Origin of the sequence: Streptomyces sp. NPDC087422 (assembly GCF_044744145.1) — a bacterium.
Classification (GTDB): Bacteria; Actinomycetota; Actinomycetes; order Streptomycetales; family Streptomycetaceae; genus Actinacidiphila.
Genome location: NZ_JBIUXT010000017.1, coordinates 33,674 through 53,972 on the forward strand (window position 1 = coordinate 33,674; position 20,299 = coordinate 53,972).

At 71.7% G+C, this 20,299-nt stretch carries 22 protein-coding genes; 11 read left to right on the forward strand and 11 right to left on the reverse strand.

The window, feature by feature from the left end; all coding sequences use genetic code 11:
* Positions 1–7 precede the first annotated feature (7 nt).
* Positions 8–463 carry a carboxymuconolactone decarboxylase family protein gene (locus ACIO6U_RS34180; protein ID WP_401725108.1) on the forward strand — a complete coding sequence of 152 codons (456 nt, stop codon included), beginning with the start codon at positions 8–10 and terminating at the stop codon, positions 461–463.
* Between the two features lie 12 nt (positions 464–475).
* On the opposite strand, the gene ACIO6U_RS34185 is transcribed toward ACIO6U_RS34180, so the two are convergent.
* The 5 genes from ACIO6U_RS34185 to ACIO6U_RS34205 form a co-directional block, all read right to left on the reverse strand.
* Positions 476–1,243: a methyltransferase domain-containing protein gene (locus tag ACIO6U_RS34185; protein ID WP_355333319.1), complete on the reverse strand. Its 768-nt coding sequence runs from the start codon at positions 1,241–1,243 to the stop codon at positions 476–478.
* A 96-nt stretch (positions 1,244–1,339) separates the two neighbouring features.
* The gene (locus tag ACIO6U_RS34190) at positions 1,340–1,702 is read right to left on the reverse strand and encodes a DUF742 domain-containing protein (protein WP_188283832.1); all 363 of its coding nucleotides are present in this window, start codon (positions 1,700–1,702) and stop codon (positions 1,340–1,342) included.
* 49 nt (positions 1,703–1,751) lie between these two features.
* Positions 1,752–2,174, reverse strand: coding sequence for a roadblock/LC7 domain-containing protein (locus ACIO6U_RS34195; RefSeq protein WP_355333321.1), 423 nt, complete (start codon positions 2,172–2,174; stop codon positions 1,752–1,754).
* A gap of 99 nt (positions 2,175–2,273) precedes the next feature.
* Positions 2,274–5,138 (reverse strand): nitrate- and nitrite sensing domain-containing protein, encoded by a 2,865-nt coding sequence (locus ACIO6U_RS34200; protein ID WP_401725112.1) that lies wholly within the window; start codon positions 5,136–5,138, stop codon positions 2,274–2,276.
* Between the two features lie 285 nt (positions 5,139–5,423).
* A complete protein-coding gene (locus ACIO6U_RS34205; protein WP_401725115.1) occupies positions 5,424–6,638 on the reverse strand; it encodes a transposase domain-containing protein in 1,215 nt (404 codons plus the stop codon).
* A gap of 271 nt (positions 6,639–6,909) precedes the next feature.
* On the opposite strand from ACIO6U_RS34205, the gene ACIO6U_RS34210 reads away from it, so the two are divergent.
* The 3 genes from ACIO6U_RS34210 to ACIO6U_RS34220 all read left to right on the forward strand — a co-directional run bounded on the left by ACIO6U_RS34210 (position 6,910) and on the right by ACIO6U_RS34220 (position 9,902).
* Positions 6,910–7,734 carry an ATP-binding cassette domain-containing protein gene (locus tag ACIO6U_RS34210; protein WP_391048467.1) on the forward strand — a complete coding sequence of 275 codons (825 nt, stop codon included), beginning with the start codon at positions 6,910–6,912 and terminating at the stop codon, positions 7,732–7,734.
* Between the two features lie 28 nt (positions 7,735–7,762).
* Positions 7,763–8,668: an ABC transporter permease subunit gene (locus ACIO6U_RS34215; protein WP_391048469.1), complete on the forward strand. Its 906-nt coding sequence runs from the start codon at positions 7,763–7,765 to the stop codon at positions 8,666–8,668.
* Positions 8,669–8,840: 172 nt separating this feature from the next.
* Positions 8,841–9,902, forward strand: a complete 1,062-nt coding sequence (locus ACIO6U_RS34220) for an ABC transporter substrate-binding protein (RefSeq protein ID WP_401725118.1) — start codon at positions 8,841–8,843, stop codon at positions 9,900–9,902.
* Between the two features lie 83 nt (positions 9,903–9,985).
* On the opposite strand, the gene ACIO6U_RS34225 is transcribed toward ACIO6U_RS34220, so the two are convergent.
* The 3 genes from ACIO6U_RS34225 to ACIO6U_RS34235 form a co-directional block, all read right to left on the reverse strand.
* Positions 9,986–10,954 carry a pirin family protein gene (locus ACIO6U_RS34225; RefSeq protein ID WP_401725121.1) on the reverse strand — a complete coding sequence of 323 codons (969 nt, stop codon included), beginning with the start codon at positions 10,952–10,954 and terminating at the stop codon, positions 9,986–9,988.
* A gap of 120 nt (positions 10,955–11,074) precedes the next feature.
* Positions 11,075–11,266 (reverse strand): hypothetical protein, encoded by a 192-nt coding sequence (locus ACIO6U_RS34230; protein WP_188283824.1) that lies wholly within the window; start codon positions 11,264–11,266, stop codon positions 11,075–11,077.
* 69 nt (positions 11,267–11,335) lie between these two features.
* Positions 11,336–13,258, reverse strand: a complete 1,923-nt coding sequence (locus ACIO6U_RS34235; RefSeq protein ID WP_355333335.1) for an acyclic terpene utilization AtuA family protein — start codon at positions 13,256–13,258, stop codon at positions 11,336–11,338.
* Between the two features lie 126 nt (positions 13,259–13,384).
* Between ACIO6U_RS34235 and ACIO6U_RS34240 the strand changes: the two genes are divergently transcribed.
* Positions 13,385–13,927: an NUDIX hydrolase gene (locus tag ACIO6U_RS34240; RefSeq protein ID WP_401725125.1), complete on the forward strand. Its 543-nt coding sequence runs from the start codon at positions 13,385–13,387 to the stop codon at positions 13,925–13,927.
* Positions 13,928–13,939: 12 nt separating this feature from the next.
* On the opposite strand, the gene ACIO6U_RS34245 is transcribed toward ACIO6U_RS34240, so the two are convergent.
* Complete coding sequence (locus ACIO6U_RS34245; protein ID WP_401725128.1) at positions 13,940–14,272, reverse strand: hypothetical protein; 333 nt, start codon at positions 14,270–14,272, stop codon at positions 13,940–13,942.
* Between the two features lie 28 nt (positions 14,273–14,300).
* On the opposite strand from ACIO6U_RS34245, the gene ACIO6U_RS34250 reads away from it, so the two are divergent.
* From ACIO6U_RS34250 to ACIO6U_RS34265, 4 genes are all read left to right on the forward strand, one after another.
* Positions 14,301–15,461 (forward strand): hypothetical protein, encoded by a 1,161-nt coding sequence (locus ACIO6U_RS34250; protein WP_401725130.1) that lies wholly within the window; start codon positions 14,301–14,303, stop codon positions 15,459–15,461.
* Positions 15,448–15,585: a hypothetical protein gene (locus tag ACIO6U_RS34255; protein WP_355333343.1), complete on the forward strand. Its 138-nt coding sequence runs from the start codon at positions 15,448–15,450 to the stop codon at positions 15,583–15,585. The genes ACIO6U_RS34250 and ACIO6U_RS34255 overlap by 14 nt, the downstream gene beginning before the upstream one ends.
* A 74-nt stretch (positions 15,586–15,659) precedes the next feature.
* Entirely contained in the window at positions 15,660–16,055 is a 396-nt protein-coding gene (locus tag ACIO6U_RS34260; protein WP_188283850.1) for a YidH family protein, read from the forward strand.
* Positions 16,052–16,411, forward strand: a complete 360-nt coding sequence (locus tag ACIO6U_RS34265) for a DUF202 domain-containing protein (protein ID WP_401313565.1) — start codon at positions 16,052–16,054, stop codon at positions 16,409–16,411. The genes ACIO6U_RS34260 and ACIO6U_RS34265 overlap by 4 nt, the downstream gene beginning before the upstream one ends.
* A gap of 77 nt (positions 16,412–16,488) precedes the next feature.
* On the opposite strand, the gene ACIO6U_RS34270 is transcribed toward ACIO6U_RS34265, so the two are convergent.
* Together ACIO6U_RS34270 and ACIO6U_RS34275 are read right to left on the reverse strand one after the other, a co-directional pair.
* Positions 16,489–17,373, reverse strand: a complete 885-nt coding sequence (locus ACIO6U_RS34270; RefSeq protein WP_401725133.1) for a hypothetical protein — start codon at positions 17,371–17,373, stop codon at positions 16,489–16,491.
* Between the two features lie 44 nt (positions 17,374–17,417).
* Complete coding sequence (locus tag ACIO6U_RS34275) at positions 17,418–18,137, reverse strand: FCD domain-containing protein (RefSeq protein ID WP_355333351.1); 720 nt, start codon at positions 18,135–18,137, stop codon at positions 17,418–17,420.
* Between the two features lie 114 nt (positions 18,138–18,251).
* Here ACIO6U_RS34275 and ACIO6U_RS34280 point away from each other — a divergent pair, with 114 nt between their 5' ends.
* Complete coding sequence (locus tag ACIO6U_RS34280; protein WP_401725136.1) at positions 18,252–18,770, forward strand: gluconokinase; 519 nt, start codon at positions 18,252–18,254, stop codon at positions 18,768–18,770.
* A 74-nt stretch (positions 18,771–18,844) separates the two neighbouring features.
* Positions 18,845–20,239 carry a gluconate:H+ symporter gene (locus tag ACIO6U_RS34285; protein ID WP_401725139.1) on the forward strand — a complete coding sequence of 465 codons (1,395 nt, stop codon included), beginning with the start codon at positions 18,845–18,847 and terminating at the stop codon, positions 20,237–20,239.
* Positions 20,240–20,299 lie beyond the last annotated feature (60 nt).

A 20,299-nucleotide genomic window follows, 5' to 3' on the forward strand; every position in this document is an offset into this window, starting at 1 on the left:
CACGCCCATGCCGCAGGTCAACCCCACCGCCGCCGCCCCCGACGCCCTCCAGGCGCTCACCGAGCTGACCCGGATCTCCGCCGAGGGCCTGGCTCCCGAGATCGCCGAACTGGTCAGCCTGCACGTCTCACAGACGAACGGCTGCGCCTACTGCACCGCCCTGCACCACGACGCCGCCCTCGCGGCGGGCCACCCTCCGCTCAAGCTCGCCGCTCTCCCCCAGTGGCCCGACTCCCCCGACTTCACGCCCGCCGAGCGCGCCGCCCTCGACCTGGCGCGGCACCTCACCCGCCCCGCCGACGGCGCCGTCCCGGCCGCCGTCCACGCCGAGGTCACCACCCTCCTCGGCCCCGAAGCCACGGCCCGCCTGATCTGGACCGTCGCGGCGACCAACGCCTGGAACCGGATCGGCATCGCCACCGCGACCCGGCCGACGGAGGCCGAGGAACCCCGCGCGAACTGACCGCCCGACGGATCAGGAGGCGGTCAGGCGGGTGCGCCAGCCGTGGCAGATCATGGGCATCACGACCAGGCCGTCCCGCATCTCGGCCGTCTCGCGGACCTTCGCCCCGATCAGGTCTGCGAGTTCGCGCTTCTGGCCGTCCGGCAGGGCGATGTACCTGCTGTAGGTGGCGAACATCGCGACGACCTCCTCGACGGTCAACTCGGCCGTCCAGGTGACGACATGAGCCTGCGGCGGCGCGAAGGGGACACCGTCGGGGAGCCACGGTCCGTCGGACATGCGCTGGATCAGGTCGCCGATCCAGTCGTCGTTGCCCATCTCGTCGTGGACGTAGGCGTCCAGCACGTCCACCCAGGGCACCCGCCGGTCGCGGCGGGTGTAGAGGATGCCGAGCGAGCCGCCCGGGGTGAGCACCCGGGCGATCTCGGGGAGCGTGAGGGCCGGGTCCATCCAGTGCCACGCCGAGGACACCGTGACCGCGGCGACCCGCGCGTCCGGCAGCGGAATGCGTTCGCCGAACCCGTGGAGCACCGTCGCCCGCGGGCAGACACCGGTCAGCACCCGCCGCATGCGCGCGTCGGGTTCGACCGCCACGACGTCCTCGACCCGTTCGGCGAGCCACCGGGTCAGCAGACCGGTCCCGGCGCCCAGGTCGAGCACCGAGGGGCAGTCCGCGGGCAGCAGCCAGTCGAGCATCCGGGCCGAGGGACCCACTCGGTAGCGGTCGTAGTCCCGTGCCGCGGCCCCGAAGGACAGGGCGAGGCTGGACAGTTCGGGCACGGCACTCCGTAGGTCGTCGGGCGCGGCCGTCGTACGGCCGGGAACAGGGCAGGACCGGTCGCGGGACCGGACCTCGGGTACCGCGACCGCGCGGCCTCAGAGGCCGCGCAGCCCGGTGAGCACCCGCTCCAGCAGCGTGACGTCCGGCCGGCCCTCGGCGTACGTGGGCTGCTGGACGATGACGAAGCCGCTCTCGGCGAGGTCGCCCACCAGGACGCGGGTCACGCCGAGCGGGATGTTCATCAGCGCGGAGATCTCGGCCACCGATGTGAGGTTCATGCACAGGCGGCAGATCGCCTGCTGCTCGGGGAAGAACCGCACACCGCTCTCCCAGGCGAGAGCGGTCGTACCGACCAGGGCCTCCAGCGCGAAGTCGGTCCGCGCCGTCGTCCGGCCGCGGGTGACGGCGTACGGACGGACGAACGGCGAGTTGCGCCTTCGGTCTCGGTCTCCACTCACGAACGCACATCCTTCCGGGTGTGATTCGGACGGCCCATCGCGCCGGCCCTCAGCCGGCCAGCGCGTTCTGCAGTTCCCTGCGCACGTCGGGCGTGAGGACGTCGCCGGTCCGCTCGACCAGCAACGCCATCTCGTAACCGACGACCTTCATGTCGCAGGTCGGCGAGGCCAGCACCACCAGCACGGAGCCGTCGCTGACCGACATCAGGAAGAGGAATCCGTTCTCCATGTCGACGACGGTCTGCGTGACCACCCCGGCCTCGAAGAGCAGGGCCGCGCCCTGCGTCAGACTCGCCAGGCCCGAGGCCATCGCGGCGAGTTGCTCGCCGCGGTCCCTGGGCAGGGACGCGGAGGCCAGGAGTTGAACGCCGTCCGAGGAGATCACGACCGCGTGCGCGACTCCCGGCACCTGCTTCACGAAGTTGGCGATGAGCCAGTTCAGGTTCTGTGCTTCGTTGCTCAGATCGCTCATGGGTGTAGCTGCTTCCTATGCTGCCGAGGACGTCGTCCGACGGCGCTACGGACAGGGGAAACACGGGAAACACGGAGGTCGTGGGAGCTGTGAGTCCGCTCATAGCGGACCCGATCCGCCCGGCGTCCGGCCGGGCCCCTCGCGGTCGGACCCATCCTTACCCTGTCTGACCCCTTGGTGGAAGTTCGACAGCCGATCCCTCATCAGGTTCGCCGCGCGCGGGGCGGTGGGCGCCGCGTTCGGCTGCGGCACCGGGCCGCGCGGGCGCGCCTCGGCGGAGAGGTTGTTCAGGGGCACCCGCCGGGGCAGCCCCTGGGCGGTCGTGCCTCCGGTCGCCTGGCCGCCCGCGTCCTCGGGTCCCGGTCGGGCCCACGAGGGCGACGGGTGACCGGGGTTGCCCGGCGGCTGGGCCGGCGGGCGGGGTTGCGCCTGCGGCCGGAGCTGCGCCTGGGGTTGCGCCTGCGGCAGGGGCTGCGGACGCTGGGCCGGCGGCTGGACCCGCTGGTGGGGCAGCGCCTGCGGCTGCGGCGGGACCTGCGGACGTACGTGCCCCTGTGGGGGCCGCGCCTCCTGCGGTCCCTGCCCGGCCGGCCACTGCGACCTCATCGCGTCGAAGATCGGTAACCGGTCGGACCCGTGCCCTTCCAGGCGCGCGACCGCCTCGGCCTCCTCCTCTTCCGAGGCGAACCACGAGAAGTCGCCGTCGGGGCCGCCGCCCTCCTCCTGGTCGTGGAACCACGGGAAGCCGCCGTCGGGCTGACCGGAGTGGCGGCCCGCAGGAACGTCGTCGTACGACCGGCCGCGCGAGGGCGTGCCCGCGGGCCCGTAGGGGCCGTCGAAGCGCGGGTCGCCCGCCTGTCCGGCCGCGACCCCGCCGCCCGGCAGCCCGGCCGTCTCGCCGGTGTCGTACGGTCCGGGCCGCAGCGCCGACTGGTCGAAGACCTGCGGGCCGTCCACCTCCAACTCGCTCGCGGACACCAGCAAAGTCAGTGGGATCCGGATGAGCGCGTTCAGGCCGGTCCTGCCCGTACTGGTCAGCCGCACCTGGATGCCGTACTTGGCCGCCAGCCGGCCGACCACGAACAGGCCCATGCGGCGGGAAATCGCGACATCGAGGACCGGGGGCTCGGCGAGCCGCCGGTTGATCCGCTCCAGCTCCTCGGGCCGGATGCCGATGCCCGCGTCCGCGATGTCCAGGACCACATCGCCCGCGGTGAGCATCTTGGCGCCCACCAGCACCTGGGTCTCGGGGCCGGAGAACGTCGTGGCGTTCTCGATGATCTCGGCCATCAGGTGGACGACGTCGGTGGCGGCATGTCCGACCACCGCCACGTCGGGCAGTTCGTAGAGCACCACGCGCTCGTACTGCTCGACCTCGGCGGTCGCGGCGCGGACCAGGTCGAACAGCGACACCGGCTGGTCCCAGCGGCGGCTCTGCTCCTCGCCCGCGAGCACCAGCAGGTTCTCGTTGTTGCGGCGCATGCGGGTGGCGAGGTGGTCGAGCTGGAACAGGGCGGTGAGCTGACCGGGGTCCTGCTCGCTGTTCTCCAGGTCGTCGATGAGCTGGAGTTGGCGCAGCACCAGGCTCTCACTGCGCCGCGAGAGGTTGGTGAAGATCGCGTTGACGTTGGAGCGCATCCGCGCCTGCTCGGTGGCGAGCCGGACCGCCTCGAAGTGCACGCGGTCGAAGGCGCGCGCGACCTGGCCGACCTCGTCCTGCGACTGCACCTCGATCGGCTCGACCCGTACCGGCCGGTCCGTCTCCGAGGGGTTCACGTCGCGCAGTCGGCGGACCGCGCCCGGCAGCCGGTTGTCGGCCACGTCCAGTGCGGACACCCGCAGTTGGCGCAGCGGCCGGACCACGGACCTGGCCAGGATCAGCGCGCCGAGGAAGGACAGCGCGACCACGGCGACGATGATGGCGATGTTCTGGTAGAGCTGGGTGCGCACGGCCGACAGCAGGTGCGAGGACCGGTCGTTGAGGTCCGCCACGGTCTGCCGTTCGACGGTGCGTACGGCGTCGAGCTTGTCGGTGATCTGCTGGAACGCGGTGGCCTTGGTGATGCCGAGGCTGTCGAGCGGGATGTCCTCCTGCGCGGCGGTGGCGACCACCTGGATGGTGCCGTCGGCCGCGCCGACTTTGTCGCCGCTGACCGTCGACTGGTACAGGTTGAGCAGCGAGGTCGACGCGTTGTTCGTGAAGGTGCCGTTGGCGGTCTCGAAGTGCGCCTGCTCGATGTTCTCCTTGAGCTCCAGTGTGAAGCCGCGGTCGAGCGCGTCGACGATGAAGCCGCGTTCGCTCGACGTCTGCTGCTCGATCTGCTCGATCGAGGCGAGCGTGGTGACCAGGCTGCCGAGCGTGTGGTCGGAGCCGACCGCCGCGAGCTGCTGGCTGAAGTCCAGCAGATTGCCGATGATCGTGCTGTAGGCGCTGAAGGTCGGCGTGTTGGCGCCGTGGGCGAGGCCCTTGGTCGAGGCGCGCAGCGGGGTCAGGTCACCGAGCCGGGCCTCGGCGCGCACGCCGATCAGGCGTACGGCGGCGGGCAGCGCGTCGACGCTGCTCCGGTGTTCGTCCAGGCTCTGGCCGAACGCCTTCACCTGCGCGTTGGTGGCCTGTTGCGCCGCCGCGAGCTTGTCGTCCTTGGCGGTACCCGACCCGGTGAGTGCCAACTGGGTGAGGTCGCGTTCGTCGTCGAGCGCGCTGACCAGCGTGGACACCTGCCGGGCGAGTTGCGCCTGCCCTTGGATATGGGCCGCGCTCCGGAGGTTGCCGACCGCGGAGAACACGCGCACGCCCGCCAGCGGAATGATCGCGATCAGCGGGACGAGCACGAGGAGCAGCATGCGATTGCGCAGCCGCCAGTCACCGAGCTTGCGTTTGGTCCAGAGCCTGGAGCCGAGCCCGGTGAGGGGGGAGATCCATTTCGGTGCGGGCGCGCGACCCCGTCTCCGCGCGCTCGTCATGCCGTCGCCGCATCGTGCTGTGTCAAGCGGTCCCCGCATGTCAACGGATTGCCGGCTCCGTGAGACCGCTGGTCTTCCATTCACTAACCCTTAACCCTCATAACGCCGCCGCATGGCGCGGCGACGCTTGATTATCCGGTTCACCGCGATGAGACGTTCGGCTCCGACCGCATACCACTGCGTACCAGGTCGGAGGCTCTTTGTGTCTGTTCACTTCCACGCCCTCTGCGGGAACTTTATTGCAGCACACGCGTGCCCGCAGGAGCAAAGGGTTGCGCTACTGACTTAACGCGGCCTCACCGCCGCCCACTCCCCCAGTCCAGTGGTCGGATCGGTCGAAATCGGACCCACCGAAAGCGGCGGCGATACGAGGTGTCCGACGGCATGATAGGTGCACAGGAGGGCATATATTTCCTGCTGCACGAGTTCAGGGCTTTTCGACCGTAATAGCACCCGTGGCCCGGTGATCTGCTCGACGAAGTGGGCGACCCCGTCACCGCTCGCGACGGCCGCCTGTTCGTAGCGGGCCCTGATCTCGTCGGCCGGCACCGTGCTGTCGAGTACCGAGGTGACCAGCAGCGGAGCGCCCAGCACCGGTCCCGCGGCGGCGGCTCGCGCGGCCGTGCGGTCGCCGCACGGCACCACCCGGACCGCGGTCCCCGGCCCCGGACCTTCGCCGGGACCGGCGTCCGCCGCCAGTTCCGACAGGTAGGAGCCGTCGGGGAGTTCGCGCATCACCGGCAGTGAGTACGGGGCGGGTCCGAGGCCGCCGGAGCGCCAGATCTGGTCGGCGCCGGTCTCGGCCAGCGCCGACCACAGCGCGACCGGGATCAGTTCCTCGTCGCCGACCACCAGCGCCCGCTTGTCGAGAAGGTCTTCCGGCCACTGCGCGAGCAGGCCCTCGGCGCCTTCCTCGGCCCGGGGCGTGATGGCCGCGACCGCCGAGACGCGCAGCCGGCAGTCGGTGAGCGAGGACACCCACACGTCGAGCGACCGGTGCTTGTCCAACCGGGGCACCGTGGTGTCGGGGGAGCCGTAACCTGCCCTGTTCGCGGGGGTGTCCGGCACTTCCATCGCGACGCTCTCGTAGACGAAGACCCGCTCGCCGTCCAGCCGGGTCCCGTGGCCCGCGGCGTCGGCGAGGTGGCCGCAGAGCGCCTTGAGGGGTTCGACGCCGAGCCGCATGCGGGCCCGCGCGATGGCGGCCGCGCTGGCCACGTCGCCCGATCCGCCGACGCCTGCGCCCGGGAACATCTCGGGCAGACCGCCGGTGAGTTTGGCGAGCACCTCCTCATAAGAGGAGGCCCCGAAGAGCCACATCGCCAGAACGAAATACATCATGAGCTGTGCGGGCAGGAGACGCCTGCGGCGCTCTCGGCGCTCGGTTTTGTCCACGAGCCGGTCCATCACATCCGGCCGGAAAGTCTCCACGAGCATGCGCAGTGCGAGCCGGTCGGGAAGATGCGTTTCAGGCGATATGTCGAGATGGCGAAACGTCATTCGCCAGAAGCTACCCCCGGAGAACCCTCCGCGTCTAACCCACTATGGATAGTCGGGAGAAAGAGGCACTAGACGGAATTTCTCCGGACAACGACGTCGACGGAGAGTGAGGTCAGCGGCCTCCGGACGCTTAAGTCAATGCACCCTTGTTCGACGAGGTTGGTGTCTGCCCGTCGGTTCTGGCAGCCTCACTCGCGTGGCAAGCGAATCCCAGCACGGGCACAGCAATGGTCTAGTCAAATCGCCGCAACCGACGACATCGCCTATCGCGATGCGCGACGTGTGCAAGTCCTTCAGTACCCCGCAGGGCGGAAATCATGACGTCCTGCGCAACATCGATTTCACCGTCAGGCCCGGAGAGTTCACCGCGGTCGTGGGTCCCACCGGATGCGGGAAATCGACGACTCTCTCGTTGATCTCCGGCATGGAACGTCCGGACAGCGGTGAGGTGCTCGTCGACGGGCGCCCGGTGGAGGGCATTGGCAAGGACGTCGGGTTCGTCTTCCAGACGGACGCGGTGTTCCCCTGGAAGACCGTCATCGGCAACGTCGCGGCGGGTCCGCGCTTCCGGGGCGCGTCCCGCAAGGAGGCGCACGCCGCCGCGGCCGAGTGGATCCGCCGGGTGGGCCTCGCCGGGTTCGAGCGGTACCACCCGCACCAGCTCTCCGGCGGAATGCGCAAGAGGGTGGCGCTCGCGCAGACGATGATCAACGAGCCGCGGGTGCTGCTGATGGACGAGCCCTTCTCGGGGCTCGATGTGCAGACCCGTCAGATCATGTCCGACGAACTGCTCTCGCTCTGGGACCTGACCCGGCCCTCGGTCGTGTTCGTCACGCACGACCTGGAGGAGGCGATCTCGCTCGCCGACAAGGTCGTGGTGCTGACGGCGGGACCGGCCACCGTGAAGGAGGAGTTCGAGATCGATCTCCCCCGGCCGCGCAATCCCCGCGAGATCCGGCACACTCCCGAATTCGTCAAGCTCCACGAACGGGTCTGGCAGGCGTTGCGGGACGAGGTGCAGCTCGCGTACTCCCGCACGGCCGCGCGGCCCGAGACCGTGTCGGCCGAGACCGTGGCGCCCGAATCGGCGGCCTGAACCATCCGTACGGAAGAGGCATGAGCCTATGAAGACCGACACCGCGACCGGGTCGGCGACCGACGAGATCCTCGCGCGACCCGAACCGCCGAAGAGCGACGCCGGAGCGGCCCGCGCCGCGCTGGCCAGGCGACAACGGGCCAGGCGCCGCGTGTGGGTCAACGTTGTCAGGGCCGCCGTCCTCGCCGCGTTCATCGGCCTGTGGCAGGTGCTCGCCTCGACGGAGGTCGTCGACCCGTTCTATTCCGGCAAGCCGTCGGGCATCTGCTCGAAGCTGTGGGGCTGGGTGCGCGACGGTACGTCGCAGGGACCGCTGTGGGACCAGGTGTGGGTGACGTTGCAGGAGACCCTGATGGGCTTCGGCATCGGGGTCACCCTGGGTGTCGTCCTCGGCATCGTGCTGGGCCGGCTGCGCTTCCTGGCCGATGTCTTCGCCCCCTACATCAAGACCCTGAACTCGATCCCGCGCATCCTGCTGGGCTCGGTGTTCGCGATCTGGTTCGGTCTCGGCATCAGCTCCAAGGTCATGCTGGCCGCCGTTCTGGTCTTCTTCGGCGTGTTCTTCAACGCCTTCCAGGGCGCCCGCGAGGTGGACCGCAATCTCCTCGCCAACGCCCGCATCCTCGGCGCGAGCAACACCCGGGTGACCTTGCACGTGGTCGTCCCGTCCGCGCTGAGCTGGATCACCACCAGCCTGCACGTGGCCTTCGGTTTCGCCATCACCGGCGCGATCGTGGGCGAACTGCTCGGGGCGCAGCAGGGCCTCGGGCTGCTCATCTTCCAGGCGCAGGCCAACTTCGATCCCAACGGGGTCTACGCGGGACTCGTCATCACCGCCGCGTTCGCGCTGGCGGCCGAGGGACTGATCTCGCTGCTGGAGCGGTGGCTGCTGAGCTGGCAGCCGCGTCCGCAGAAGTCCGGAGCGCAGGCGTGACCGCCGTGACCGGCGACAGCACCGCCGGGACCGGGGCCGCCTCCGGCACTCCCGCCATCCCCGCCCATTCCGCCATCCCCCCGACGGTCAACCGCCCCGCGGCGACTCGCGGCCCGCGGCACGACCCGAGACGGCGCACGACCCACCCGCTTCCGAGGAGAAGACAACGCACATGTGGCACAAGAAGATCGTTCTCGCAGCCGCGACGGTAGTCCTGGCGACAGGCGTGACGGCCTGCTCGGACAGCAAGTCCGACAAGACCACCGACGCGGCGAGCGCGGGGTCGCTGGAGACGGTGACGATCGCCCTGTCGAACCAGGCGAACCAGAGTTACCTCCCGCTGATCCTGGCGCAGCGGATGGGCTACTTCACGAAGCAGGGTCTGAACGTGAAGATCGCCAACCTCCAGGGCACGCCGCAGGTCTCCGACGCGCTGCTCAAGGGTGACGCCCAGGGCATGATCGGCTTCTACGACTCGAACCTCAAGCTCCAGCTCAAGGGCAAGAACACCCAGGCGGTCGTCCAGCTCCTCCAGGCGCCCGGCATGGTCGAGATGGCCCGTACGAACGCGCCGTCGATCAAGTCGCCCGCGGACCTCAAGGGCAAGAACGTCGGCGTCACCTCGCTCGGTTCCGCCAGTTCCACCATCGCCTCGTACCTCGCGATCCACAACAACATCGCGGTGGCCGACACCCACCTGGTGGCGGTGGCGGCCGGTGCCACCTTCGTGGCGGCCTTCGAGCACAACCGGATCGACGCGGGTGTCACCACCGAGCCGACCATTTCGACGCTGCTCAAGAAGCAGCTCGGGACGATCATCGCGGACATGCGCACCGCGGCGGGCACCAAGGCCGCGCTCGGCGGCCCGTACCCCGGCACCGCGCTGACCGTCCAGACGGCGTGGGCCGACAGCCACAAGGAGACCGTCCAGAAGATGGTCAACGCCGTCTACCAGACGCTCCAGTGGATGGAGGCCCACTCGGCCGCGGAGATCACCGAGCAGGTCCCGGCCGACTTCTACGCCGGCAGCGGCAAGGACCAGTACGTCCAGGCGCTGGCCAACGAGATGGGCATGTACAACCCGACCGGCCAGATGCCGGCCGACGCCCCGCAGACGGTGCTCCGCGTCCTGACCGCGGTCGACCCGACCGTGAAGGGCAAGACGATCGACCTGTCGAAGACGTACACCGACGAGTACGTCCAGAAGGCGGCACAGGACCACTCCGCGTCCTGACCCCCGCTCCCCCCAGGGCCCCTGCCCGGCGCGCCCCCGCCGCCCAGGGGCCCTGTGACGTTCCCCGCCGCGCCTCCGCCCGGTCAGCGCTCCCGGCCGCGCGCTTTCAGCGGGCCCGGCGGGAGGTCGGGGGCGGACAGGCGCTCGCCGTCGTAGCCGTGGACGTCGCCGAAGCGGGTGGCGGACTGCCAGGCGGTGCGGGCCTCGGTGATCTCCTCGCTGGTGCGGGCGACGAAGTTCCACCACATGATGATGCGTTCGGCGAAGGGCTCGCCGCCCAGCAGCATGAGGGAGGCGGGGGTGTCGGCGCGCAGGGGGAGTTCGCGGCGGCCACAGCCGAGGTAGAGCAGGGAGCCGGGGGTGAGGGGGACGCCGTCGACGTGGGATTCGCCGGACATGGTGAGGACGGCGTACTCGAAGTCGGGGTCGAGCGGGAGCCGGGCGTCGGTACCGGCGGCGAGGGTGAGGTCGGCGCCGACGAGCGGGGTGTGGATCGTGCCGGGCGAGGAGGCGCCGTCGAGGTCGCCGAGGATGACGGTGGCGTGGAGTCCGCCGCCGCCGGTGACCTCGGGGAGTACGGGGTGGTGCTCGAAGGAGGGCGCGGTGTCGCGGGTGGCGTCGGGCAGGGCGACCCAGAGCTGGGCACCGTGCAGGTAGCGGGCGTGGTCGCGCGGTGATTCCTCGGAGTGGGCGATGGCCCGGCCCGAGGTCATCAGGCCCAGCTCGCGGGGGCGCACCGTCTGGAGGCTGCCGAGGCTGTCGCGGTGCAGCACCTCGCCGTCGTGCAGCCAGCTGACGGTCTGCAAGCCCATGTGCGGATGGGGCGGCACCTGCATGCCGGGCTCGTCGGCGATGTCGTCGGGCCCGTAATGGTCAACAAAGCACCAAGCGCCGACCATGCGCCGTCCGAGGTTGGGGAGCAGCCGCCGTACCTCGGTGCTCTCGCCGAGCTGGACGGTGCGGCCGGCGAGCAGGTCGCGGACCGGGGCGGCGGAGACGTCGGCGCGCCCGCCGCAGCGGGTGGCGGCGGGCGTCGTGTCGAGATTGCTCATGGTGCCGATCATGCCGCGCGCGACCGCCCGAAGCGAGGAGGGGACCGGGCGGTCGCGCGGGTCAGGGGGTCCGTCGGCCCCGGGCGGCAGGAATCCCGAGGCCAGGGGCCGGGCGGGCGGTTACCGGGCGGGCGGCGCGGAGTGGGCGGGGTGGATGCCGTGCACGAGGTCGCGGGCCTCGCTGACGTACATCTCCCGGTCGCCGAGCGTCAGGCCGGGGAAGTAGTCCTTGAGCCTGGTCACGACCTGCTGCTCCGACTCGTGGCACTCACGCAGCAGAAAGATCGCCTTGCGCAGGATGTCGCCGTCCATGGGGACCGCCCTTCACTACCCCCGCGGGCCCGTCGCCCTCGGACGATTCCCATCATGACTCCACGAATGTCACCTCTTGGGCAACGGCGTGTACTGGCTCTGCAAAAGATCCACCAGCTTTTCCGGCACGTCCGCGAGGCATCCCCGAAGCCGCTCCCCCAGCGCCTTGGCCTGCGGATCGGCCCTGGTGGAAGCGGCGACGCCGTCGCCGAGCAGCCCGTGCACGACGAAGTTCACCGCGCGCAGATTCGGCAGTTCCCAGCGGCTCACCGGCAGCGTCGCGGTCTCCGGCAGCAGGGCCCGCAGCCGGGGTACGTCCAGATACGCGCGCAGCCACGCGTACCCCTCGTCGTCCCGCGCCCACAGCCCGACGTTCGCGTCGCCGCCCTTGTCCCCCGAGCGCGCCCCGACGACGGTCCCGAGCGGCAGCCGTACCGTCCGGCCGAAGGGCTCGGGCGGCCCGGTCCGCGCCTGGCGCGGCGCGGGTCCGGTGACCGGCGACACCAGCGGCGGCGGTACGGGACCGGAGTCGGGCACCGGACCCGGCCGTCCCTCGCGGAGGTCGGTGGCGCCGTGCGGCGGGCGCGGTACGGGCAGCCGGGTGCCGTCGGCGAGCACGGTCACGGCGGTGACCTCGTCGGCGGCCACCAGCGCGGGCCAGTACACGCCGTACTCGGTGGGGCGCGGCGAGGCGTGCTCCAGGTAGAGCCCGGGGTAGCCGGCCAGCGCGGAGCCCGCGACGTCGGTGAAGAAGCCGCGGCCGACGGTGTCGAGGTCCGGGTCCTTGACGGTGAGCGTCAACCGGTCGGCCTCGCCGCCGTGTTCGCGCCGCAGGTCGTACCCGGCGAAGCGGCCCGGCCCGCCGGTCGCGTCGCGCAGGGTGGCCTCGGCGAAGTCCGCCTTCGCGTCGAGGTCGAGGCCGGTGAGCACGAAGGTCGCGGAATTGCGGTAGCCGCCGCGGTGGTTGAGGCAGACCTTGAGGGTGTCGGGCGCGGGCTCGCCCGCGACCGGGCCGACGGAGACCCGGTCGGGGCCCTGCTGGATGAGCCGGACGGTGTCGAAGCGGGCCACGACGTCGGTGTTGAGGTAGCCGGGTCCGCCGATCTCGTACAGGAGTTGGGCGGTGACGGTGCCGATGGTGACGGCGCCGCCGGTGCCGGGGTGCTTGGTGATGACGCTGGAGCCGTCGGCGTGGATCTCGGCGATCGGGAAGCCGGGGTGCACCGGGTCGGGGATCTCGGTGAAGAAGGAGTAGTTGCCGCCGGTGGCCTGGGTGCCGCACTCGATGATGTGGCCCGCGGTGACGGCGCCCGCCAGCCGGTCCCAGTCGTCGAGCGCCCACTCGAAGGCCCAGGCGGCGGGCCCGACGACCAGCGAGGCGTCGGTGACCCGGCCGCAGATCACCACGTCGGCGCCGCCGCGCAGCGCCTGCGCGATGCCCCAGCCGCCGAGGTACGCGTTGGCGGTGACCGGCTCGACGCCGGAGCCCGCCAGCGGGCGGCCGGTGGCCAGGTGCGCGAAGTCGTGGCCGCGGGACTGGAGTTCGGGCAGCCGGTCCAGCAGGTCGTCGCCCTCGACGTACGCCACGGACGGGTGCAGGCCGCCGACCGCGGCCAACTCGGCGAGTTTGGCGGCCAGTCCCGCCGGGTTGAGGCCGCCCGCGTTGACGACGATCTTGATGCCGCGCTCCAGGCAGGTGCCGAGCACCTCGCGCATCTGGGCGAGGAAGGAGACCGCGTAGCCGCCGTCCGGGTCGCGCTGCCGCGCCTTCCACAGCAGCAGCATGGTCAGTTCGGCCAGGTAGTCGCCGGTGAGGACGTCGATGGGGCCGCCCTCGACCATCTCGCGGGCGGCCGACAGCCGGTCACCGTAGTAGCCGGAGCAGTTCGCGATCCGCAGCGGCGCCCCGCGCTCCCGCTGCGCCCGCGGTGCCCGCCGGTCCTGTCGCGTCTGGGGCGCCTGCGGTACCTGGGGCGCCTGGTGTGCCGTCATCCCACACTCCCGTCACTCCCCCGTCTCACCGAACCGGGACGATCATCTTGCCGGTGTCCGCGCCGCGCAAGACCACCAGGGGGCGCGCCCGGGGCGGGTCCGGCGGCCGGTGGTTGAATCGGCTCCATGAACGAGCCCACACCGCGACCCCCGCTGTCCGCCGACGAGATCATCGACATCGTGGACGAGCACGACCGGGTCGTCGGCAGGTCGCCGCGCGGCGAGGCGTACGCCAAGGGCCTGCGGCACCGCTGCGTCTTCATCCTGGCCAGGGACGCCGAGGACCGGATCTTCGTGCACCGCCGCACCGCGGAGAAGCTGGTCTTCCCCTCCCTCTACGACATGTTCGTCGGCGGTGTCGTCGGCGCGGGCGAGTCCTACGAGGAGGCGGCGCTGCGCGAGGCGGAGGAGGAGCTGGGAGTGAGCGGACTGCCGCGCCCCGAGCCGCTGTTCCGATTCCTCTACGAGGACGGGCCGCGGACGTGGTGGTCGTCGGTCTACCAGGTGCGGTGCACACTGCCGGTCGCCCCGCAGGCCGAGGAGGTGGCTTGGCACACCTTCCTCACCGAGGAGGAACTGGCCGCCAGGCTCACCGAGTGGGAGTGGGTGCCGGACGGCCTCGACGGCTACCGCAGGCTGCTCGAATGGCGTGCGACGTACGGGAGTTGACCGCCCGGCGGCTCAACCGGCCACCAGGAGACCGGCCATGACCGAGGCGCAGTTGGCGGCGACCGAGGCCGCGTACGGCAACGGGCCCCGCAGCCGCAGCAGTCGGCCGAGCAGCAGACCCTCCACGAGGCAGACCGCGCTCTCCGCGACGGCGAAGGCGGGCCAGTACGCGGCGCCGTGCGTCTGCCGCAGGAACCACCACAGCGGCGGGTGCGTCACACAGTTGACCATGACGGCCGCGAGAGCGGTCCGCGGCGGTCGGACGGCGGACGCCGCGGTGACCGCCGCGACGTAGCAGGGCACCTCGACGAGCAGGGTGAGGGCGAGGGCCAGCGGATACGGCACGGACGGATCGTGCCACGGGAGGGGACGAGTGGCCAGCGCGGTGGGGGCGCCCCTGGCGGGCGGTGCGGGCAAGGGCGATACGGGCACGGCCGATACGGAACGCGCGGGGCGTACGCTGCCGGTCGCCGGTTTCGTCCTGGCGGCGGCGGTGGCGCTCGCCGTCTCGCTGCGGCTGCCCGCGGGCACGGCCGTGGTGGGCCTCGCGGTCTTCGGCATTCTGCACAATGTGCTCGAACTGCGGTACGTGACCGGCCGGTTCGAAGGCGTCCTGCACGGCCCGTTCCTGCGGCTGCTGGGCGCGCTCATCACCGGCATCGTCGTGTGCCGCCTGCTGCCGCCGTCCTCGGGCACCCGTACCGCCGAGATCCTGCTCGCGTACGTGCTGCTCGCCGCGGCCTGCGTGCACGCGCTGCGGACCAGGCCCGTACCGCTGGCCGCCTCCTGCGCGCTGCTGGCGGGCGCCGCCATGGCGTCGCTGGCCTTCCCCGCCTACCACTTCGTGGTGCTGGCCCATCTGCACAATGTGGTGCCGCTGCTCTTCTTGTGGGAGTGGTCGCGCGCCATGCCGCGCGGTCGTGCCGCCTTCCGGGCGGTGCAATGCGGGTGGGTGCTGGTGATCCCCGCGCTGCTGCTGTCCGGCGCCCTCGACGGTCTGCTCGGCGCGGGCTCGGGCTGGACGGACCGGCTGGCGCTGTCGTACACCCCGCCCGCCTGGCAGCACACGCACGCCGGGCTGCGCTTCGTCGCGGTCTTCGCCTTCCTCCAGACCATGCATTACGTGGTGTGGGTGTGGTTCATGCCGCGGTACGCGCGGGACGCGACCGAGGCGTTCGAGCGGCGCGCGCCCGTGCTGCGCGGTGTGCGGGCCTGGGCGCTGGGGCTCGGCGGGGCGGCGGCCCTGTCGGTGCTGTTCGTCAGCGACTACACGCGGGGCAGGTCGCTGTACGCGGCGGTGGCCAGCTACCACGCGTATCTGGAGTTCCCGGTGCTGCTGATGCTGGTGCTGGGGCTCGGGGAGCGGGGCCGGGCGGCCGGGGCGGACCTGACCGGGACGAGGCCGACCGGGACGAGCGCGACCGAAGAGAGGCCGCCCGAGAAGAGCCCGCCCGCAATGGGCGCGACCGAAGAGAGCGCGACCGACGCGCGTCCGACCGACGGAAGGAAGGAGTCCTCCGATGCTGCTCGCTGACGTCGCGCCGCCGCAGGACGGTGGCGGCGGCTCCGCAGGCCATGTGGTGATCGCCGTGGTCGGCGTGGTGCTGCTGGCCGCGGTGCTCGCCGTGATCATCGCGGCGGTCTCCCGCCGGAAGTGACCGCCCGCGCCCGCTTCCGACCTGGTCGTTAGTGTGGACGCGTGAGCGCTTTCGCCCAGGAGCTGCCCGCGCGGCTGCGTGCCGCGCGGGATTCCGTACGTCTGTGGTTCGCCCCCGCCCGCGTGCGGGACGAGGGCACGACCCCCGACTACCGCTTCTCGCTGGCCAACGAGCGGACCTTCCTCGCCTGGATCCGCACCGCGCTCGCCCTGATCGGCGGCGGTTTCGCCGTCGACCAGTTCCTCACCGACCACCTCGCGCACTGGGTACGGGTCTCGCTGGCGCTCGTCCTGCTGGCCGGTGGCGTCGCCTGCACGCTGCGCGCGGTCAACCACTGGGCCCGCTGCGAACGCGCCATGCGCCGCGGCGCCGACCTGCCCGTCTCCCGCTTCCCCGCGCTGCTCGCGGTCGCCATCGCGGTGATCGCCGTCGCGATGGTGTGCGTGGTGCTCTTCGGCTGGGCCGGATGAGCCACGACCGCCAGGACGGCGGCCCGCCGGGAGTCGGCGGCCGACCCGGTGACGACCGGGATCCGGGGCTCCAGCCGGAGCGAACGCGGCTGGCGTGGCGGCGTACGACGCTGTCCTGCGCGGTGACGGCCGTGCTGGCCGGGCGGCAGGTGCTGCACCACGAGGGCGGAGCGCTCCCCGCGGTGGCCATCGGTCTGACCGCGCTCGCGTTCCTGGCCTTCCTCCGGCTGGCGCACCGCAGGATTCAGCAGCTCGGCGGCGCGCCGCACCCGGCGGTGATGGCGCCGGGCGCCGCCGTCGCGGTGGTGGGCTGCACGGTGGCGCTCGCGGTGTTCGGCGCGGCGCTGGTGTGGTGAGGCGCGCCCAGCTGTGGTGACGCGCGCCCTCGTGTGGTGAAGCGCCCAGCTGTGGTGAGGCGCGCCCGCCGCGCCCCTCAGCGTCGTCGCAGCACGCTCACCAGCGCCCGGACCTCCCGGTCGGCGAAGCCCGGCTCGCCCGCGACGGTCCGCACGAGTCCGTCCCGCACGGTACGGCTTCGGCCGGCCTCCACCAGCGCCAGCGACTCGGCCAGCGCCTGCGGGAGCGCCTGGTGGTACCAGGGTGTGTCCGCGTCCTCGTCGAACCAGCGGCTCGGCGGAAAGGTGCCGTTGAGCTTGGGCTGCGCATTGCCGTACCAGCCCCATTCGGGCCAGGGCAGCGACACGTTGACCACGTGTCCCGCGGGCAGCGTCCGCACCCAGCGGGCGGAATCGGGCGACTGCTGCCAGCGGTCGGCGTTCGGGCCGCTCTTGCCGCGGGGCGTCACCCCGACGTAGCGCAGCTTGCGGCGGATCACCGGCCAGGGTTCGCGGCTCTCGGCGATCCACGCGGCCAGTTCGCGGTGGAGCGCGTCGAAGGTGGAGCCGCTGTGGACCACGTCGACCACGGCCAGCGGGCGCTTGCGGCGGGCCAGGGCGCGCGGTTCCAGGCCCGCCGCGGCCAGGTGCTCGCGCAAGCGCTCCCGCTGGGGCTGCGGGAGGCGGGCGGACCGGCGGATCGACAGGGGGAGCCGCAGGAGTCCGCCAGGGCGGTCCGCGTGTTCCAGCGCGCCGGTGAGCAGGTCGTACATGCTGTCCAGCGAGCGGCCGACGAAGCGGAGGTCGGCGGCGCGGGAGCGGGCCAGCACCTTGCCCGTGCACTGTGTGAGCGCCGGAAGGTGCCACAGCCGTACGGGTTCCGAGCCGTCCGCGAGCGTGCCGAGGCGGTCCGGCGGGCGGCCCTCGTACGAGGACAGCGCCCAGCGGAAGGGCTGCGGCGGGGCGGGTTGACGAGCGGTCACGCGTAACAGTGCAGCACTGCCGGGCCGTGCGGGTAAACGGATTTTCAGGGCGCCAGGATGTCCAGCTCGTGCAGGGCGCCCACGCAGATCTCGCGCATCAGGTCCTCGGCGGCGGCGGCCTCGCGGGAGCGGATCGCCTCGGCGACGCGGACGTGGAGGGTGACGGCGGCGGGGTCGGGCTCGGCGAACATCACATGGTGTTCGGTGCGGCCGGTGAGGACTTCGGCGACGACATCCCCGAGGCGGGCGAACATCTCGTTGCCCGAGGCGTCGAGGACGACGCGGTGGAAGGCGACGTCGTGCACGAGGTACGCGTCGAGGTCGGCGGCGCGGGCGGCGGCGGCCATCTCGGCGGCCAGCACGGTGAGTTCGCGGCACTGGGCGGGACCGGCGGCGGTCGCGGCGAGTCCCGCGGCGACCGGTTCGACGGCGGTGCGCAAGGTGGTGAGGGAGCGCAGTTGGCGGGGGCGGTCGGCGCCGGCCAGGCGCCAGCGGATGACGGCCGGGTCGAAGACGTTCCACTCCTCGCTGCGCAGCACGGTGACGCCGACGCGGCGGCGGGACTCCACGAGGTGCATCGCCTCCAGCACCCGGACCGCCTCGCGGACGACGGTGCGCGAGACGCCGTAGCGCGTTTCCAGTTCGTCGATGCGCAGAACCGTCCCCGGCGGGTAGTCGCCCGAGGCGATGGCGGGGCCGAGTTCGGCCAGAACACGGGCGTGCAGACCCCCGGCGTCGTCCCGCGGTGCTTCCTGCTGAGGCATGAGGACAGCTTATGCGGCAGCACAGTCATGTGACTTTTACATCACAGACTCTTGAATAAGTAGTACCTATGGCGTTGAGTGTCCCCGACCGCTTGCACAAGGAGGTTCGAGCGCATGACCAGCTCCCCGCGCCCACCGCACTCCCCCGTCGTCGTCGTGATGGGGGTCTCCGGTTCGGGCAAGTCGACCGTCGGCGGCCTGCTGGCGGATCGGCTGGGCGTCCCGTACGCCGAGGCCGACGACTTCCACCCGGCGGCCAACATCGCCAAGATGTCGGCCGGTCACCCGCTGGACGACGCCGACCGGGCGCCGTGGCTCGACGCCATCGGCGCGTGGATCGCGCAACGCGGGGGCAAGGGCGGGGTGGTGAGCTGTTCCGCCCTGCGCCGCCGCTACCGCGACCACCTGCGTCAGAGCGCGCCCGACCTGTTCTTCCTGCACCTGGACGGGTCCCCCGAGCTGATCGCCTCCCGACTGGCCGCGCGGATGCAGCACTTCATGCCGTCCGAGTTGCTGCGCTCGCAGTTCGCGACGCTGGAGCCGCTGGAGCCGGACGAGGCGGGCGCGGTCGTGACGATCGAGGGCGGCCCGCGGGAGATCGCGGACCGCGCGCTCGCCGCCGTACCCCGCTGACGTCGCAGGACTGACCCGCCCCACCCGTTCGAACCCCCTCCCCCCTGTCCCCGTCCTTCCCCCTGGAGTCCTCCGTGTCCGCACTCAGCGTGGAGCTGCTGGCCGCCGATCCGTCCCCGATCACCGACGCGGGCAACACCCGCCTGGCACTGGCCGCCCTGGCCGGTATCGCCGTCATCGTGCTGCTGATCACCCGCTGGAAGGTGCACGCCTTCCTCGCCCTGACCATCGGCTCCGGTGTGCTCGGCTCCGTCGCGGGCGCGCCGCTGGCCAAGACGATCACCAGTTTCTCGACCGGCCTCGGCTCGACCGTGGCGAGCGTCGGCACCCTGATCGCGCTCGGCGCGATACTCGGCAAACTGCTCGCCGACTCCGGCGGCGCGGACCAGATCGTCGACACGATCCTGGCCCGTACCAGCGAGAAACGGCTGCCGTGGGCGATGGCCCTGATCGCGGGTCTGGTCGGCCTGCCGCTCTTCTTCGAGATCGGCATCGTGATCCTCATCCCGGTGGTGCTGCTGGTCGCCAAGCGCAGCGGCCAGTCGCTGATCCGGCTGGGCATCCCGGCGCTGGCCGGTCTGTCGGTGATGCACGGTCTGGTGCCGCCGCACCCCGGCCCGCTGGCCGCGATCGGCGCCATCCACGCCGACATGGGCATCACGCTCGCGCTCGGCGTGCTGGTCGCGATACCCACGCTCGCCATCGCGGGTCCGCTCTTCGGCCGGGTGGCCGCGGGCTGGGTGGACGTGACGCCGCCGGAGCGGATGACGCCCGCGCGCGCCTCCGACGACCTGGAGCGGCGGCCGAGCTTCGCCGCGACGACCTGCACGATGCTGCTGCCGGTGGTGCTGATGCTGGCCAAGGCCCTGGTCGACGTGATCGTGGACGACCAGAGCAGCCTGACGTACCGGATCTTCGACGTCATCGGTACGCCGCTGGTGGCGCTGCTGGCCGCGGTGATCGTGGCGATGTTCACCCTCGGGCGGGCCGCGGGCTTCAGCAAGGACCGCGTCTCCTCGACCGTGGACGCCTCGCTCGGCCCGATCGCGGGCATCCTGCTGATCGTCGGCGCGGGCGGCGGCTTCAAGCAGACCCTGATCGACTGCGGGGTCGGTCAGATGATCCTCGACTGGTCCAAGAGCTGGCACATCTCGGCGCTGCTGCTCGCCTGGCTGATCGCGGTGCTGATCCGGGTCGCGACCGGTTCCGCGACGGTGGCGATCATCTCGGCCGCCGGTCTCGTCGCGCCGCTCGCCGAGGGCATGTCGTCCTCGCACACCGCGCTGCTGGTGCTGTCGGTGGGCGCCGGTTCGCTGTTCTTCTCGCACGTCAACGACGCCGGATTCTGGCTGGTGAAGGAGTACTTCGGGATGGACGTCCCGCAGACCCTCAAGACCTGGTCGGTGATGGAGACGGTGATCTCGGTGGTGGCGCTGGGCTTCGTCATGCTGCTGTCGCTGGTGCTGTGAGGCGCTGACGTCGTGAGGCGTGTGGGGCGGCGGGCCGTACGGTCCGCCGCCCCACACGCG

Bases quoted from the DNA above. Each gene is read 5' to 3' on its own strand.
- ACIO6U_RS34180 (WP_401725108.1), top strand. From the start codon at position 8: ATGCCGCAGGTCAACCCCACCGCCGCCGCCCCCGACGCCCTCCAGGCG.
- ACIO6U_RS34195 (WP_355333321.1), bottom strand. From the start codon at position 2,174: ATGAGCGATCTGAGCAACGAAGCACAGAACCTGAACTGGCTCATCGCC.
- ACIO6U_RS34200 (WP_401725112.1), bottom strand. From the start codon at position 5,138: ATGACGAGCGCGCGGAGACGGGGTCGCGCGCCCGCACCGAAATGGATC.
- ACIO6U_RS34205 (WP_401725115.1), bottom strand. From the start codon at position 6,638: ATGACGTTTCGCCATCTCGACATATCGCCTGAAACGCATCTTCCCGAC.
- ACIO6U_RS34210 (WP_391048467.1), top strand. From the start codon at position 6,910: ATGCGCGACGTGTGCAAGTCCTTCAGTACCCCGCAGGGCGGAAATCAT.
- ACIO6U_RS34215 (WP_391048469.1), top strand. From the start codon at position 7,763: ATGAAGACCGACACCGCGACCGGGTCGGCGACCGACGAGATCCTCGCG.
- ACIO6U_RS34220 (WP_401725118.1), top strand. From the start codon at position 8,841: ATGTGGCACAAGAAGATCGTTCTCGCAGCCGCGACGGTAGTCCTGGCG.
- ACIO6U_RS34225 (WP_401725121.1), bottom strand. From the start codon at position 10,954: ATGAGCAATCTCGACACGACGCCCGCCGCCACCCGCTGCGGCGGGCGC.
- ACIO6U_RS34230 (WP_188283824.1), bottom strand. From the start codon at position 11,266: ATGGACGGCGACATCCTGCGCAAGGCGATCTTTCTGCTGCGTGAGTGC.
- ACIO6U_RS34235 (WP_355333335.1), bottom strand. From the start codon at position 13,258: ATGACGGCACACCAGGCGCCCCAGGTACCGCAGGCGCCCCAGACGCGA.
- ACIO6U_RS34240 (WP_401725125.1), top strand. From the start codon at position 13,385: ATGAACGAGCCCACACCGCGACCCCCGCTGTCCGCCGACGAGATCATC.
- ACIO6U_RS34255 (WP_355333343.1), top strand. From the start codon at position 15,448: ATGCTGCTCGCTGACGTCGCGCCGCCGCAGGACGGTGGCGGCGGCTCC.
- ACIO6U_RS34265 (WP_401313565.1), top strand. From the start codon at position 16,052: ATGAGCCACGACCGCCAGGACGGCGGCCCGCCGGGAGTCGGCGGCCGA.
- ACIO6U_RS34275 (WP_355333351.1), bottom strand. From the start codon at position 18,137: ATGCCTCAGCAGGAAGCACCGCGGGACGACGCCGGGGGTCTGCACGCC.
- ACIO6U_RS34280 (WP_401725136.1), top strand. From the start codon at position 18,252: ATGACCAGCTCCCCGCGCCCACCGCACTCCCCCGTCGTCGTCGTGATG.